Annotated in this window: 13 protein-coding genes; 2 read left to right on the top strand and 11 right to left on the bottom strand. The window is 51.4% G+C overall.

Going from position 1 to position 13691, the window contains the following annotated elements; translation table 11 throughout:
• Positions 1-101: 101 nt before the first annotated feature.
• From glcT to ACFORK_RS25375, 4 genes are all read right to left on the bottom strand, one after another.
• Entirely contained in the window at positions 102-980 is an 879-nt protein-coding gene (gene glcT / locus ACFORK_RS25390; protein ID WP_379204471.1) for a glucose PTS transporter transcription antiterminator GlcT, read from the bottom strand.
• Between the two features lie 119 nt (positions 981-1099).
• A complete protein-coding gene (locus ACFORK_RS25385) occupies positions 1100-1753 on the bottom strand; it encodes a YIP1 family protein (protein ID WP_379204359.1) in 654 nt (217 codons plus the stop codon).
• Between the two features lie 120 nt (positions 1754-1873).
• Positions 1874-3442, bottom strand: a complete 1569-nt coding sequence (locus tag ACFORK_RS25380; RefSeq protein WP_379204355.1) for a flotillin lipid rafts scaffold protein FloT — start codon at positions 3440-3442, stop codon at positions 1874-1876.
• The gene (locus tag ACFORK_RS25375) at positions 3442-3978 is read right to left on the bottom strand and encodes an NfeD family membrane protein (RefSeq protein ID WP_379204353.1); all 537 of its coding nucleotides are present in this window, start codon (positions 3976-3978) and stop codon (positions 3442-3444) included. The genes ACFORK_RS25380 and ACFORK_RS25375 overlap by 1 nt, the downstream gene beginning before the upstream one ends.
• A 228-nt stretch (positions 3979-4206) precedes the next feature.
• Between ACFORK_RS25375 and ACFORK_RS25370 the strand changes: the two genes are divergently transcribed.
• The gene (locus ACFORK_RS25370) at positions 4207-4812 is read left to right on the top strand and encodes a DJ-1/PfpI family protein (RefSeq protein ID WP_379204469.1); all 606 of its coding nucleotides are present in this window, start codon (positions 4207-4209) and stop codon (positions 4810-4812) included.
• Positions 4813-4881: 69 nt separating this feature from the next.
• On the opposite strand, the gene ACFORK_RS25365 is transcribed toward ACFORK_RS25370, so the two are convergent.
• From ACFORK_RS25365 to ACFORK_RS25350, 4 genes are all read right to left on the bottom strand, one after another.
• Positions 4882-6045 (bottom strand): iron-containing alcohol dehydrogenase, encoded by a 1164-nt coding sequence (locus tag ACFORK_RS25365; protein WP_379204351.1) that lies wholly within the window; start codon positions 6043-6045, stop codon positions 4882-4884.
• Positions 6046-6290: 245 nt separating this feature from the next.
• The gene (locus tag ACFORK_RS25360) at positions 6291-7871 is read right to left on the bottom strand and encodes a UDP-glucose--hexose-1-phosphate uridylyltransferase (RefSeq protein ID WP_379204349.1); all 1581 of its coding nucleotides are present in this window, start codon (positions 7869-7871) and stop codon (positions 6291-6293) included.
• A 13-nt stretch (positions 7872-7884) separates the two neighbouring features.
• The gene (gene galE / locus ACFORK_RS25355; RefSeq protein ID WP_379204347.1) at positions 7885-8871 is read right to left on the bottom strand and encodes a UDP-glucose 4-epimerase GalE; all 987 of its coding nucleotides are present in this window, start codon (positions 8869-8871) and stop codon (positions 7885-7887) included.
• A gap of 2 nt (positions 8872-8873) precedes the next feature.
• Complete coding sequence (locus ACFORK_RS25350) at positions 8874-10052, bottom strand: galactokinase (protein WP_379204345.1); 1179 nt, start codon at positions 10050-10052, stop codon at positions 8874-8876.
• A 215-nt stretch (positions 10053-10267) separates the two neighbouring features.
• Between ACFORK_RS25350 and ACFORK_RS25345 the strand changes: the two genes are divergently transcribed.
• Entirely contained in the window at positions 10268-11152 is an 885-nt protein-coding gene (locus ACFORK_RS25345; RefSeq protein ID WP_379204343.1) for an AraC family transcriptional regulator, read from the top strand.
• 137 nt (positions 11153-11289) lie between these two features.
• Here ACFORK_RS25345 and ACFORK_RS25340 read toward each other — a convergent pair whose 3' ends face one another.
• From ACFORK_RS25340 to ACFORK_RS25330, 3 genes are read right to left on the bottom strand one after another with little or no spacing between them, the layout of a single operon-like run.
• The gene (locus ACFORK_RS25340) at positions 11290-12036 is read right to left on the bottom strand and encodes an NAD-dependent protein deacylase (protein WP_379204341.1); all 747 of its coding nucleotides are present in this window, start codon (positions 12034-12036) and stop codon (positions 11290-11292) included.
• 32 nt (positions 12037-12068) lie between these two features.
• Complete coding sequence (locus tag ACFORK_RS25335; protein WP_379204339.1) at positions 12069-12836, bottom strand: HAD family hydrolase; 768 nt, start codon at positions 12834-12836, stop codon at positions 12069-12071.
• A 26-nt stretch (positions 12837-12862) separates the two neighbouring features.
• Positions 12863-13630, bottom strand: a complete 768-nt coding sequence (locus ACFORK_RS25330; protein WP_379204337.1) for an alpha/beta hydrolase — start codon at positions 13628-13630, stop codon at positions 12863-12865.
• Between the last annotated feature and the right edge of the window lie 61 nt (positions 13631-13691).

Here is a 13691-nt window from a genome sequence, read left to right as displayed (position 1 = left end):
CTGATCGAATCAGTTACACGTTGGATATTCTGTTTTGTTACTTAACTGAGAACAGTTTAGCACCGTTTATTCGAACTTGCAAGTCACTTTTTTAAAAAAACTCATTGGTCGCCAGTACTCCGCCGCATATCTGCCTCATCTTCTTTTTTCTGAGCCAGGCGCTGCAGATGTATGGTCAGATAGCTAACCTCTGCGGGATATACGGGAATGCGCATACGCTGCTCGATTACCTTGGTTAACTTCCATGATAACGAATACATCTCAGGATACTCGCGTTTCATAAGTCCATCCAGCGACGACGTCTCCCGTACCGCCTCACCCCGGCGCAACCTCTCCAGCACAAACCGCAGATGGGTCACCAAGCGGGAGTAATCCAGCGATTCGCGCGGAATATGATACTCAAGGATGTTCTCTACCAAATTCACAAGATCCCCGATGAGCTGGGAATGCTCCTTGACCTCCGAGATATGTCTGTTGCTGATCGCACTAACAATATGCAATGCAACGAAACCCACCTCATCTGCCGGGAGCGTAACGCCCATGGCCTCGTTAATCCGGTCGATCGCATATTCAGCCATGCTGTATTCCTCGGGATAAATCTCCTTGGTCTCATATAAAAACGGATTATGAATAGCAATATCTTGTTCATGGCGACGTATGGCAAATGAGATATGATCGGTAAGGGCAATATGAATATGCTCATTCAGCGGCTGACGGCTGCTGTGCATGATGTGAAGTACAATCTCCTGAACAACCTCAATCAGTCTCTCTTCGACCTGAGGAACGAGCTGTTTATATTGTTCCTGCTCCTCACGACTGCGAAGAATGAACATCTTCTCTACGGAGGACAGATTAATATGATCGCGTACTTTGCGGTTAAAGCCAATCCCCTTGCCAATCACGACTACTTCGGCATACTGGGGATGATCGGCAATGATAACATTGTTATTCAATACCTTGGCTACGGTGATGCTGCTCAATAAAGACACCTCTTTTAGTTCTGAATCCCCGCTGCTGACAGCAGCCATATCGTTAAAGGGCACGAGTAGATTATACATGTGTAGCCAACCCTACAGCAAGGCTTCGGGAAAAGAAGGGCCTACTGCACCACTAGCATTACAAGGAAAAACAACACAAGTAGGATCAGGAAGGGCATTACACTGCTGAGTAGTGCTTTCCAGGCAGAGAAACGGTGTGCTTCTCCAATGGCCTTCATGGTGATTATGAAACTCCAGACTCCAAGTACAAACTCCAGGACTACGCAAATAAAATAAACGGCCGTTGCGGCCAAGTTGCTCTCCAGCGTCGGCATTTCCGAGGTAAACATCTCTTTGCCAAGGAATAGCAACTCCGGAACCCATAGCACCCCAAGCAGGACTGCTGGCATAAACAATCCTCGCGCCAGCGCCGTCTGCAGCTCTGCCCGGCTGCCTTGGCCTCCCAACCATCCGCCGATTATTTTCAGCAGGAAGCTGCTAACATAAAGTGCAAACAGCCCGCCGACAATGCCCGCTGGAATGGACATCAGGAAGATCGTGGGCAGCGACATTTCGTCGCCGAGGTTCTTGGAAGATGCACGCCCCAGCGCACTTAGGAATCCACCGGCCATAGACAGCCAAATCATATTCCGGCGCGGGTTAGCCGAATCCAGAAATCCTCGGATCGTTCGGCGCGGTGCAGTCCAAACGGCCAGCCATGGCGTCAGACTGGTCTTGGCTGGTCGAGTGTTGTTAAGATCTAGCTCAGTGTTCATTAATTAAGCTCCTTCAGGTGTCTTGTTATGTATGCACGGACAGGGATTAGATCGTCAGAACAACAAAATATGTCCGGCAAATTGCCGGACATATTTCACTGCAACTATATTAAGTATTCTCTACTCTCCAGGTTTTTCCTCTAAGACTGTTTTGAAATTTGTGACAGGTGCCTGAACCGAAGTTACTGGAGTCACGGCAGACACTGGGCTAGTGTTACCCGCTGATGCTGGAGTAGCTTTGCGAGTTAGTCCCTTGATCAACTCTTCCACATCAATCCCGGAGACGCTCTTCAGCATTTCAGGCGCAGTGGACATGAGCTGGGTCACATAGTTGCTGACCCGGGCTGCGCCCTCGCCGTTGCCAGTATCGACCACAGTTAGCTTGTCGATCGATGCCAGCGGCTCGGCAATTTTGCCTGCCAGTTCCGGCAACATCTTGACGATAATGTCCAGCACGGCTGCTTCGCCGAACTTCTGGAATGCTTCCGCCAGCTTCTCCTTGGCTTCCGCTTCCGCTAGACCGCGCAGACGGATAACTTCGGATTCCGCTTTACCTTTGGCCAGCTCCGCATCCGCAATCGCTTGACCCTCAAGCCGCTTCTGCTCTGAAGTCGCCTTTGCCTGCGTCTCAATGCTGTACTGCACCGCATCGGCCTCGCGCATTCTTTTCGCCTTATCGGCTTCTGCCGCTTGCTCTACCGCGTAACGGTCTGCCTCAGCCTTCTTCTTCACTTCCGCATCATATTGCTTCTCGCGGACTTGAATCTCTTTCTCCTGCAGGTCGATTTCCCGCATTTTACGAACGAGCTCAACCTTCATCTGCTCTTCCACCACAGTTTGCTTGGCGCGCGCTTCCTGAATGTGGTACGCCTGATCAGCTTCCGCCTTCGCCGTGTCCTGATCGCGTTTGAAGGCCGCTACCTTCAACTGATTCTCCTTGGAGGCCTCAGCAATATTCGTATCACGCAGCAGTTCCGCCTTCTGTCCTTGCTCCTCGGCGTTGGCCTTCTGGATACGCGCATCCCGTACGGCTTCCGCTTCAGCGATCTCCGCATCCCGCTTCACAGCAGCAATTCGCGGCTTACCGAGTGCATCCAGATAGCCGTGCTTATCGCGAACATCCTTAATAGTAAAGGAGACAATCTGCAGACCCATTTTCTTAAGATCGCGTGCCGCTACACCCTGTACTTCCTGTGCGAAGCGGTCCCGGTTACGGTAAACCTCTTCAACGGTCATTGTACCGAGTATGGCCCGTAGATGTCCTTCCAGCACTTCCTGGGCTTCGCTCTTCAGCGATTCAATCGGCTTGCCCATGAACTGCTCGGCAGCGGTCGCCACATCTTCAGTGGAGCTACCAACCTTGATAATGGCTACGCCGTCGGCGATAACCGGCACCCCTTGCTCTGTATACACTTCCGGTGTCGTCACATCGAGCTTATGTGATAGCAAGGACATGAATTCAGCCTTCTGAAAGATTGGAAGAATAAATGCGCCGCCCCCGCGGACAATCTTGATTTTCCGGCCGGAGCCATCATCGGAAATATGATTATTGCCAAGAAATGAACCTGTAACGATCATTGCTTCATCCGGTCCCACCGTTTTGTAACGGGCCCAGAAAGCTATACCAAGCACCAGCAGAACAGCAATTACCACAGCAGGAATTAACAAAAAGTCAGGTATGCCGAACATTAAATATCCACTCCTCTTCCCTCATCAAATTCTGTTACCAGCGCTACACCCTCGTTGACATCGACCACAACAACCTTCAATCCGGCCAATAAAGGGCGATGGTCGAAGCTGGACGCCGTATGCAAACTGTTACCAGCTCCGAATTTTACCATGATCTCCCCATAACCCTCTGCCGGGATGGGAACCGTAATCTCCCCGATCATTCCTGGCAGATCCCGCATGGAAAAACCATTTGAGGTCTGGCTCTTATCCATTGGTTTCACGAACCCCAGGAACAAGAGCACCCCCATGAATGCAGCAGTCAGCAGGGATAAAGCGACAATCGGCCCGTCATCAAGTGTGCTGTAGCGGGTTAGCAGAATGCCTGCGCCGCCGAATACGGTCACTACCCCTGCCAGGACGGTGGGATTAAGAAAATCAACGGACACAATATCGAATATCCCATCCAGTGCACTTCCGATCAGATCTCCCACCAACACGCTGACTATGGCAAAAATGACGCCTAGCGCCAAGCAGCCCAAATACAGCGTTTGCATAGTCTTCTCCTCCCGTCTTTGTTCCGGACTGTCATACTACATTAAACGTAAAAAGTTCGTCCTTGGTTTCACAAACTTTGGATTATTTTCTAATAATCCCTTTGAATACGCTTGTATTTCCGATTTCAATTGCAAACCTAACCCTTTAGAGCGATAGTCTAACAACTATTATTATAATACAATATGCACGAACCTATATTTTCAATTAGCAAAATCCATGAAGAGGTGATGAACGTGAACGTACGTACAGTAGGAATTTTCCTGTTTGATGATGTTGAGGTACTCGATTTCGCCGGACCTTTTGAAGTATTCGCCGTCACCGTTACCCAGCGTTTCACGCCCGAAGCCTTCGCGCCCTTCTCTGTTACGACTGTTTCTGAACAAGGGGGAATGATCACTGCCCGCAATGGACTAAAGGTCACCACCGATTACAGCTTTTCAAGTGCACCTGCATACGACATTCTCGTCATTCCTGGAGGGATAGGTACACGTAAGGAAGTGGATAATCGGAATGTGATCTCCTGGATTAAGGAGAAATTTCCGGAGGTAGAGCTTATGACCTCGGTATGTACAGGGGCGTTCTTGTTGGCGGAAGCCGGCATTTTGGATGGCAAATCCGCTACTACCCACTGGGCTAGCATCGAACGAATGAGAGAGACTTACCCAGCGGTTAGAGTCGAAGAGAATACGAAGTTTGTGGATGCTGGAAGGATCGTCACCTCAGCAGGTATATCTGCAGGCATTCATATGGCCTTTCATGTCGTTCAGCGACTGCTGGACACAGCTGTGGCGCAAGACACAGCTAAACACATGGAGTACGATATTCATTTCTAATCTTATTTAAAAAAGCAGCCTAGGCTCTTAACAAGCCCAGACTGCTCGCACCACATGGAGACGCTTGTCTTACAGCGCCATTGTATAAATCTCTACAACATCCTCACGGTTCAATTTGCGGAAGTTGCCGAAAGGCCCAAAACGCATCGCCTTATCCGCCATCACGCCAATTTGGCTGTCGTCGATTTCGTAATCGGCCAGTGTTTTTGGGGCCCCGATGGCATCCCAGAACCGGCGCAGCGCTTCAATGCCCTCGAGTCCAATCTCTTCGTCAGTCTTGCCCTCAGGGTTCACGCCAAAAGCATTAACCGCCAGCTTGCGGAAACGTGCCGGGTTGGTGGCGAGGTTATATTTCATCCATTGCGGGAACAGAATCGCTAGTCCGCCGCCGTGTGGAATGTCGTATACCGCAGAGACCGCATGCTCAATGTTGTGTGTGGCCCAGTCGCCGGCAAATCCCATGCTGACCATTCCGTTCAGTGCCATAGTTCCACAGTAGAGGATCGTCTCGCGAAGCTCATAGTTCTCCAGATCTTCCACCAGTTTGGGACCTGTCTCAATCACTGTGCGGAGCAATCCTTCGCAAAATCCGTCCTGTGCGAGAGTATTGCCATCGGTATGGAAATAATGCTCCAGCACGTGGGACATGATGTCCACCATGCCATACACAGTCTGGTCACGCGGCAGGGTAAAGGTATGCACAGGATCAAGAATAGAGAATGCAGGGTAAGCATGGATGCTGCCCCAAGCCAATTTCTCCTGTGTAACTTCGTTTGTAATCACAGAACCGCCGTTCATTTCCGAACCTGTAGCTGCGATTGTCAGAACCGTACCCAGTGGCAGTGCAGCTTGCGGTGCCGCTTTGCGTTCCAAGAAGTCCCACATATCGCCGTCATACTTGGCACCAACTGCAACGGCCTTCGCACAGTCGATTACACTTCCCCCACCCACAGCCAGGATGAGATCAATGTTGTGTTGATGACAGAGCTCCACCCCTTTATGTACTGTGGAAAGACGAGGATTCGGCTCAACGCCGCTAAGCTCAGTAATCTGCACATCCAGCTCCTTAAGATGAGCTATAACTTTATCGTAAAGACCGCTGCGCTTGATGCTGCCGCCTCCATACATCAACAGTACGTTCTTTCCGTACTTGGGAACTTCATTACGCAATGCTTCCAAGGTATCCCGGCCAAAGATCAGCTTCGTCGGGTTATAGAATTCAAAATTCTGCACGTGTACAGTCCTCCGTAAGTTCATGAATTGGTAATGCACCCACTATTATAGTCCTCTGCCAGTCTCCTTTCAAATCAGTAACGAAAATAACCAAATATAAAAATAGCAGTACCACCTAAACAGTAGCTGTTCCACTTGTCGTGAGGCGGTATTCCTCAAGAAAAGCACAACAAACGCAAAAAAACAGGGATGCTACAGGAGTCTACGACTCCCAAGCATCCCCGCCTATAAGGTTAATGAATAGATTACTGTGCGCCAAAGCTGCCGACAAATCTGCGGAAAGCCGCTTGACCTTCCGGCGTACGCTTGTAGACACCAGCATGCTCAAGAATTTGTGTGAATTTGATGCCGACTTCGTTCTGCACCGTCTTCACAGCAGCTTCCCGCTCCAGGGAAGTACCGAAACGCTCTACCAGTTCCTCTACCCAGGCGGCATGTAGCGCCAGTGGGTGATCAGTATTGCCTTTAAGCGCCTCGCGAGAAGCCGTATCTCCGGCTAGAATGCCAGCAATGGCATCCAGCTCTTCCTTCAGGCGGCCAGGCAGAATCGCCAGACCCATGACTTCGATCAAGCCAATGTTCTCTTTCTTGATATGGTGCATCTCCCGGTGCGGGTGGAAAATCCCCTCAGGATACTGCTCGCTGGTCCGGTTGTTGCGCAATACCAGATCCATCTCGAAGCTTCCATCTTCACCGCGACGTACAATCGGCGTAACCGTATTATGAGGCTGCTGCTCGCCATCCACTTCGCTGAATGCGAAGACTTCGGCTTCAGGATCGCTGTAAGCTTTCCAAGCTTCATAAATAGCATTGCCGCATTCCAGCAGTACGGCCGGGTCTTGGCTGTTCATACGCAGCACAGACATCGGCCACTTCACAATGCTGATGCTGACGCCCGGATAGTCCGGATGATTGAAGGTATCTTCCTTCGGTGCCTTCTGGATCGGGAATGTATGACGTCCACCCTGGAAGTGGTCATGCGTCAGGATCGAACCGCCGACAATCGGCAGATCGGCATTGGAACCGATAAAGTAATGCGGGAAAGACTCCACAAAGCCAAGCAGGCGCTTCAGCGTATCCTTCGTCAGCTTCATCGGCACATGGTCATGATGGAACACAATACAGTGCTCATTGTAATAAACATAAGGAGAATACTGGAACAACCATTTCTCCTTATTCAGTTCCAGCGGAATAACGCGCAGATTCTGGCGTGGCGGGTGGTTGACCCGGCCGGCATAACCGACATTCTCACGACAGAGCAGGCATTTCGGATAGACTGGCGGCGGAAGCAGCCGGGCCATCGCGATTTCCTTTGGACTTTTCTCTGGCTTGGACAGATTGATCGTCATCTCGATGTCTCCGTAAGACGACTCCTGCAGCCAGTAAACGTTCTTGGAAATACGATCCATGCGGATATAATTGGAATCAATGCTCAATTTATAGAATCGATCCGTTGCAGCTTCAACACCCTGTTCCTGTCTCAGAGTATTGAACTCCTGATTCACTTCCGAAGGACGAGCCATCAGTTGGCCCATAATCTTAGCGTCCAGCAGATCACGGTAAGTATCGCTGTTCTCTGGGAATAAGCCGATTTCGAAGCCGTAGTCGATCAATTGGTCCAGCGGACCCTGCGGGCCTTCCAGCACCGCCTGATCCACTTCTCCGGCAAAAGGCTCAGTGAACCCAAACTGGTCCAGTAACAGGTTGCGACTATAATCAACATCCGCAGGTTTGATGAGGTCTTGCCGCAGGGCGAACAGAACCAACTGCTCAATAGCATGCAGTGCCTCTTGCCCAGAGGCAGCCGTTATCTTCTCGTTGTCCATTTCAAATTCTCCTTTATTCCCCGTACCCTTGCGGATTAGCCGAATGCCAGTTCCACGCACTTTGGATGATGTTCTCCAGATCCGCATGCTGCGGATTCCAGCCCAGTACAGAGCGTGCTTTCGCCGATGAAGCCACAAGTACGGCTGGGTCTCCAGCCCGGCGTTCCTGAATGACTACAGGAATTTCTAGACCGGTTACTTTCTTGGCTGTTTCAATCACTTGCTTCACGGAGAAGCCCAGACCGTTTCCAAGGTTGAAAACGTTGCTTTCGTTTCCGCTGCGCAGATAGCTCACTGCACGCACATGGGCGTCAGCCAAATCACTAACATGAATGTAGTCACGTACACAGGTTCCGTCTTCTGTCGGGTAGTCGTCACCGAACACGGCGATGCTCTCACGCTGCTTCAGTGCAGTTTGCAGCACCAGCGGAATCAGATGGCTCTCTGGACGGTGATCTTCTCCGATCTTACCACTGGCATGTGCGCCTGCGGCGTTGAAGTAGCGCAAAGCCACGTATTTGATGCCGAGTACTTTATCGAACCAGGACATCATGCGCTCCATGGTCAGCTTGGTCTCACCATAGACATTCGCAGGCTCAGTGCGGTCAGTCTCTTCAATCGGCACCTTTTCCGGTTCGCCATAGGTCGCAGCCGTGGAGGAAAAGACGATTTTGTCCACGCCTGCCTTCTGCATAGCTTCGAGCAGACATTGAGTGCCGTAGACGTTGTTGTCATAATATTTAACCGGGTCCTTCATGCTTTCGCCCACCAGGGAACTGGCCGCAAAGTGAATGACCGCTTCAATATTGTTCTCGGAGAACAGCTTCGCCAGCAGTTCCTTGTCACGCAGGTCGCCTTCGTACAATTTGCCACCCAGTAGTGCCTCGCGGTGTCCTGTCAGCAAGTTGTCGATGACTACGACTTCTTCGCCGCGCTCCAGAAGCTCAGCTACCGTGTGGGAGCCGATATACCCGGCTCCGCCCGTTACCAGAATCGCCATGTTTACTTCTCTCCCTTCAGTTCTTCCACGCCATTGCCGATGCCGCATACATAGAACTCGCCGGTCAGACCGGATCTTTCCTTGTAAGCCGCGCCTACTTCACTAATAAAGCGTTCTACGTCATCTTCATGCACCAGGGATACCGTACAACCGCCGAAGCCTGCACCTGTCATACGCGCGCCAAGTGTGCCTGGAATGCGCTGTGCTTCTTCTACCATGATATCAAGCTCTGCACAGCTAACTTCATACAAGTCACGAAGTGAAGCGTGCGAATCGTTCATGTACTGTCCGAACTGCTTCAGATCGTTGTTCTTCAGCACCTCTACCGATTCAAGCACACGCTGGTTCTCTTCCACAACGTGACGTGCACGGCGTCTTACCGTCTCGTCAGCAATCTTATCCTGATGAGTCTCAAACTGCTCACGGGTGAGCTGGGCCAGATAGGACAGAGATGGAACTTCTTTTTGCAGAATGGACAGGGCTTCATCACACTGCTGACGGCGTTCATTGTACTTGGAATCCACCAGACCTCTGCGCTTATTCGTATTGCCGATGATAAGTTTATAAGAACCGGTCACGAAAGGCACCAGGTTGTATTCAAGCGTATCGCACATGAGCAGAATGGCATGATCGCGCTTGCCGTTGGCAACGGCGAACTGGTCCATGATTCCGGAGTTCACGCCAACATATTGGTTCTCAGCACGCTGGGAGAGCAGGGCAATCTCAACAGTGTCGGTATCGCCGCCTTCGAGCGTCAAGAATGCATAAGCGGTTACTACTTCAAGCGATGCGGAAGAAGACAAGCCTGCTCCGTTCGGGATATCCCCGTGGAACAGCAGGTCGTAACCTTTAGTCAGCGGCAGGTTCTTTTTCTGCAATTCAACCATTACGCCGATCGGGTAATCCACCCACTCACCAGTCTTGTTCTTGCCGATATCGCTGAAATCTATAGATGCTTCATAAGGGAAGTTAGTCGATGCAAAAGTGACCTTGCTGTCACTGCGCGGACGCACGATCAGCGTGGTACCGAATTCAAGTGCTGCGGGAAGCACATATCCACCGTTGTAATCCAGGTGCTCACCAATAAGGTTGACACGGCCTGGTGCGTAAAACACGCGTGCTTCCTGGCTGCTCTCCCCATATTTTCCGATAAACGTCTGGCTAAGTTGCTGTATGCTCATAAATGCCACTCCATCCTTTCACTGTTTGCGATCGCGGGATTTGGTAATGCTTTCTTTCTGCTTATATTATAATAAAATCAGACTTGGTCTGATAATGCAATCATGTGTGTAATGTATGGATATATGTGACTTTTCCGGATATAATCAATATTAAAAATAACGCCTGCTAATCAACCATATTTCTGAGCGGCCGACAAAAGGGGTTGTCCTGCCTAATGGATTCATCCAGTTCCAATTCATATACCTATTCCGTTGGCTCAAATCCCGTCTCTTACGACAGCCAACCGCTGCATGTACTGTTTGCCGGCGAGAGCCAGACGCTGCCGCTGCATCAGGCTGGCCCCAAGATCTACGATTATTATCTGCTGCACTTCATTGAATCAGGGTCGGGCAGCTTTCATACAGAGCAGCACAAGTACGAACTGGGCGAAGGGGACTGCTTCCTGATCCATCCTGCCCAGTTGGTTAGTTATATCTCCGATCCGCACCAGCCTTGGCGCTACCGCTGGGCAGCTTTTACCGGAGCGGAGGCCGACCGGCTGGTACAGCAGGCCGGCTTCAGTCCAGACACGCCAGTACTATCCTCTGCTGAGGGCAGCGTGATTCCCGAGGCGCTGGCCGGGATGATGGGCGCCTTCAATGCCAACCGGGAGAGCGCGCATCTCACCTCGCTGGGCTATTTGTATCTTATTATAGGAGAAGCAGCAGAGCGTTTATCCTCTCACTCGCGTCTACCTGGTGTGGGATCACAGGTGCAGCGAACCGTGAAGCAGATGATTCACTACATGTCCTCCCAGTATGCCCACCCTGTCTCTATTGAACAAATGTGCGACAGTCTGGGCTATAACCGAGCCTACCTGTCCCGAGTATTCAAGCAGGAAACCGGCTTGTCCCCGGTGACCTACCTGCTGAAGCTGCGTATCGATAAATCCAGGCAATTGCTGCGCGAACGCCCGGAGCTGTCTGTAGAGCAGGTGGCAGCCTCGGTCGGCCTGACAGACGCGCTATATTTCTCGCGCCAGTTCAGACGCTTTTGCGGCCAGTCCCCGACGGCTTACCGCATTGCCACGGCGAGACCTGGAGACAAATCCTCACGCTAGCCCTTGTCCTCAAATCTCAGCCCTGACACTAGAACAATAACAGCCCGTTTCTGTACAAGGAAACGGGCTGTTATTGTTCCTGCTGTAATTCCTTTAGGTTAAGACTACGCTTGAGCTTCAGTGCCACCTTTGGGGAATCAAGACTTTCGCAGCAGCGAACTCACCTTGCCAAGCGCCTCACCAATACGGTCTCTAACAATAAGATTCACTTGACGGTCATATGGCGTAGGTTCACCATTCAGCAATACTGTATGTCTTCCACGAAAATAAGTAATCAGGCTAGCCGCCGGATACACGGTCAGCGAGGTGCCGCCAATCAGCAGCAAATCGGCCCCCCGGATGGCCTCCACACTCTCAGTCAGCACTATTTGGTCCAGTTCCTCTTCATAGAGCACCACATCCGGCCTAATAATGCCGCCGCAGTCCGGGCAGCGGGGCACGACCTCTTTGCTCTCCATAATCTGCTCCAGACCGTAATATCGGGCGCAAGCCATGCAGTAGTTCCGGTGAATCGAGCCGTGCAGCTCCAGTACCCGGCGGCTGCCCGCTTTCTGATGCAGGCCGTCAATATTTTGCGTAATGACAGCCTTAAGCTTGCCTTGCTGCTCCAGCTCTGCCAGTAGGAGATGCGCCCCGTTCGGCTGAGCCTGTGGATGAATCATTTTGCTGCGATAGAAATCAAAAAAAATGTCCGGTGAGGACATAAAAAACGTACGGCTGAGCATCACCTCGGGAGGATATGGTGACTGATGCTCGGTCTGATACAAGCCTGCCGCAGAACGAAAATCGGGAATTCCGCTTTCTGTGGAGGTACCCGCTCCGCCGAAGAAAACTATAGATTCACTGTCATTGATCCAAGAAGTCAAGGTCTGTAATTGATCCATGGGCATTCAGTCCATCCTTTCTATACTGTAGTTTAGGAAGAAATCCGAAGTTCATGGAAGCCCGATATCACGATATCGGCATCCAGCAGATGTGCGCTTCCGCCGTCTTGACCAGCAATACCGATGGCCAGGGAGACACCTGCGCCTTTGCCGGTCTGCATATCCGCATTACTGTCCCCGATCATCACGGCCTCACCAGGACTCAGGCCAAGCTCGCGGCAAGCCCTCTCCGCCATTTCGGGGTCCGGTTTGCCGTTTACCACATGGTCTCTCGTTACCACCGTCTGAAAATAAGGTGCAATTCCAAGCCACTCCAACTGCTCAGCCGTCGTCTTGACTCCATCCGAAGTCACTACCCCCAGCTTCAGCGAGGCATCCGCACATTGCTTCAGGAAGGGCAGCAGCCCCGGCAGCGGATACGCCGCCTGTCTCTTGCGCAGCTCATTCATCGCTTCCTTGACGATGTGCTTCACCTTAGCTACGGCTTCGTTCCACGAAAGGCCTGAGGCATACAGATGCCACGCCAGCAGCCCCTCCGTTTCTCCCGCTGTTGCCATGGGGAGCGGTCCGGAGGGATCGTAGCCAATTACTTTCCCGTTGTCATCATGGATGGTACCGAGCAGTCCAGATATTCCGCCTTCCAGCCTTTTCCCCCTAATTGCCAGCTGTGTCTCCATCCCGCGCAGTACCAGTTCCGCCCAAAGTCCCCATGTAGCCAGAAGATCCAGCAACGTTCCGTCCTTATCAAAGAGAATGCCCTGGCAAGGAATAGTCGTATGATTCACATGTAATAAAGGCATGTTGTCATTGTCCCCCAGTCTATGGGTTAACCCAGATTACTCAACCAATCGAGCAGTGCGCGAACCGTGCGACTCTGCTGCTCTTCCTCGGAGATTGTGGCTTCCCCGTCTCCCTTTTGCTTACCATAACTACCAAACTGGGCATGATTTCCACCCTCCACGGAGTAATAAATGGTATTGTCCGGCAGATAGGAGCGCCCTTTGCGGTAGTTGGTCCTATTGATTACCCCATCCTCCGTACCCAGGATCGACAGAACCGACAGTGTTGTTGCTTTCAGACTGCCTTTCTCATCCGGATAGGACGCCAGAAAGAACACGCCCTTTAGTTGACGGGGATGCTCCGCGGCATAACGGGATGCCATAACGCCTCCCAGGGAATGCCCGCCGAGTACAAACGTCAGCTTGGGATGCACACGGATAATCTCTTCTGCGGCATCAGCCTTCGTCACTGCAAGATTAAGCGGCATCTTGGCGATATACACCGGATGACCAGCCAAGGCGATGGTCTTCGCGAGCGGAGAGTAAGCTTCCGCTTCCACCAGCCCGCCAGGATACAGGATTACTCCTGCGCCTGTGATAAGTCCCGGTTCAAAAGAAATCCAATTGTCGTTCTGTTCTACCGAAATGCCTCCGCCCGAGATAAGAGCCGTTTCGGCGCTCTGCTCAGGCGCATAGGGCGTCAAATATCTCCACAGAAGCAGGCCCGCAGCGGCGAGAATGATTAATAGGATGACGAACACGCGGCGTTTCGTTATTTTACCCTTCACATATGTCACTCCCGGCTGGTTCTGCATATACTGCTTCCTCTTAATATGAAAATTATAGTTGAATCGTTGCTTTCAAACAACCTTCAAC

Source organism: Paenibacillus sp. GCM10012306 (assembly GCF_042649265.1).
Classification (GTDB): Bacteria; Bacillota; Bacilli; order Paenibacillales; family Paenibacillaceae; genus Paenibacillus_AQ.
Note: the sequence above shows the minus strand (reverse complement) of the source record. Positions and strands in the feature narration are given on the sequence as shown.